This is a genomic window from Paenibacillus sp. An7 (assembly GCF_009870785.1).
Taxonomy (GTDB): domain Bacteria; phylum Bacillota; class Bacilli; order Paenibacillales; family Paenibacillaceae; genus Paenibacillus.
This window is the reverse complement of sequence record NZ_WTWX01000046.1, coordinates 4,219-5,592: the sequence shown is the minus strand read 5'-3', so window position 1 is coordinate 5,592 and position 1,374 is coordinate 4,219. Positions and strand designations below refer to the sequence as shown.

General features: G+C 38.9%; 1 protein-coding gene, 2 tRNA genes and 1 other annotated feature (1 of these 4 only partly in view). Of the genes, 2 read left to right on the top strand and 1 reads right to left on the bottom strand.

Annotated elements, in window-relative coordinates; all coding sequences use genetic code 11:
* Positions 1 to 722: DUF817 domain-containing protein (locus GQY27_RS20830; protein WP_160037181.1), on the bottom strand; the 722-nt coding region annotated here is incomplete at its 3' end.
* Between the two features lie 203 nt (positions 723 to 925).
* Positions 926 to 1,167 (top strand) — a binding site (T-box leader).
* Positions 1,168 to 1,237: 70 nt separating this feature from the next.
* Here GQY27_RS20830 and GQY27_RS20825 point away from each other — a divergent pair.
* Both GQY27_RS20825 and GQY27_RS21565 read left to right on the top strand, forming a co-directional pair.
* Positions 1,238 to 1,310, top strand: a tRNA-Phe gene (locus tag GQY27_RS20825).
* A 15-nt stretch (positions 1,311 to 1,325) separates the two neighbouring features.
* A tRNA-Phe gene (locus GQY27_RS21565) sits at positions 1,326 to 1,374 on the top strand (it continues 124 nt past the right edge of the window).

Here is a 1,374-nt window from a genome sequence, read left to right as displayed (position 1 = left end):
AGGCGCTCTTTTTTATTCAAACTCCAAATTTTTCGTTTTACAGGAATTCTAACGAATTGCCAAGTTTCATGCTGATCAGGGTATTTCCAACCGTCAAAGAAAGTAGCTATATTCTCCGCAGTCCAGATGAAAAAACCTACTATAATAAAGGCGAGAGTTAGAGGCATTCGGTAAGTTTCAGTCCTTACCCGGTATATGATCCAAGTTTTCCAGAAAACAATAAATACAAGCACAGTCAACCACCAACGAAAATCGGGTATAAAATGATGCGTGAAAAAGTTGAGGTAAATTGCTCCTCCTAACATGAGTAAAGGAATAAGCCCAGGCCATCCTGTCATGTCCATGCGCAGCCTACGCCATATTTGACACATAAAACTTGCTACACTTGCATACATAAATCCGCTATACAGCGGTACACCAAGTAGCTTGGTATATCCAGGTTCAGGGTAAGACCATGACCCCATCCATACCTTATAAATCTCCAGTACTAATCCAATCACGTGAAATATACAAATAACTTTAATTTCGTCTATGGACTCAAGTCCACTACGGTACATGAGGAACTGTACTCCGAGCAGGATAAGGAGTATAGCGTCATAACGATAGAGGAAAGGGATCTCAATTACGCTAGTGATGGCAAGAGTGGTAAATATAGTGACAGGGAAAATACAGCTCATCGCTTGATGATATCCAAAATGTAATAGTTGTATGATCGGTTTCACTTTAGGTAACCCTCTTTCTATCCTTTATGAGTTGTAAGTACTGTGAAATTTATTTAGTTGTGTTACATGTTTACTCCTTATTTAATATATAGATGTAATTGATTTGGAGAAAGAGAAAATAATTCAATAAAACAAAAACCATTTATTAAAAGTGTTGACTTTAAATAGTTATTACATCATAATAAGGAAAATTGCATAGCGATCTAAAAGCTTTGAAGGAGAAAAGTAATTCAAATACCAGCTCACAGGGAGGAAACGCCGAAGATTGAGAGCGTTTCTAAGGTAATGGTTTGAATGAAGTTCGCTCCGGAGCTGTCCCTTGAAACCATTCCATGGCAAGTAGAGGTGTACCGGTTTAACCGTTATTCATTAAAGTGAGAGCTTTCTTCTTTGTTAATCAAGAAGGCTCTAATATAGGGTGGTACCGCGGCTCCTCGTCCCTTTGGATGAGGGGCTTTTTTGTATTCAAATTACGAGATCACATGGTTCCATTTATAGTAATCTATTAAAAATAAGGCTCGGTAGCTCAGTTGGTAGAGCATAGGACTGAAAATCCTAGTGTCGGCGGTTCGATTCCGTCCCGAGCCATCTCTAAATAAATAAGGCTCGGTAGCTCAGTTGGTAGAGCATAGGACTGAAAATCCTAGTGTCG